Below are 304 nucleotides of genomic sequence, written 5' to 3' on the forward strand. Positions count from 1 at the left end.
CGTTGGAGCGCCTCACGGATCGGCAACTCCCATGAGTGCTCGATGATGTCCTTGCACTCCTTAAGCGCGAGGGCTGGCCCAATCGCCAGCCGTTCCGCAAGATCCAGAGCGCACTGGAGCGCGCTGCCGGTGTCAGCGACCCTGTTAATCAGTCCCCATTGCAAGGCTGTCCGGGCGTCGATCGGATCTCCCAATAACATCATTTCTTTCGCACGGGACTTGCCGATGCGCCGCGCCACCCGGATGGTCCCACCGCTTCCCGGAAACACGCCAAGCTTGATCTCGGGCAATGCAAAGGTCGAAC

At 61.2% G+C, this 304-nt stretch carries 1 protein-coding gene; it reads right to left on the bottom strand.

The genetic code is table 11. The features are described from left to right. A partial coding sequence (locus tag EOD29_RS31130; protein WP_245475492.1) for an enoyl-CoA hydratase-related protein occupies window positions 1-304 on the bottom strand: 304 nt, incomplete at both ends.

The sequence above is a fragment of the Mesorhizobium sp. M1A.T.Ca.IN.004.03.1.1 genome (assembly GCF_003997555.1).
Classification (GTDB): domain Bacteria; phylum Pseudomonadota; class Alphaproteobacteria; order Rhizobiales; family Rhizobiaceae; genus Mesorhizobium.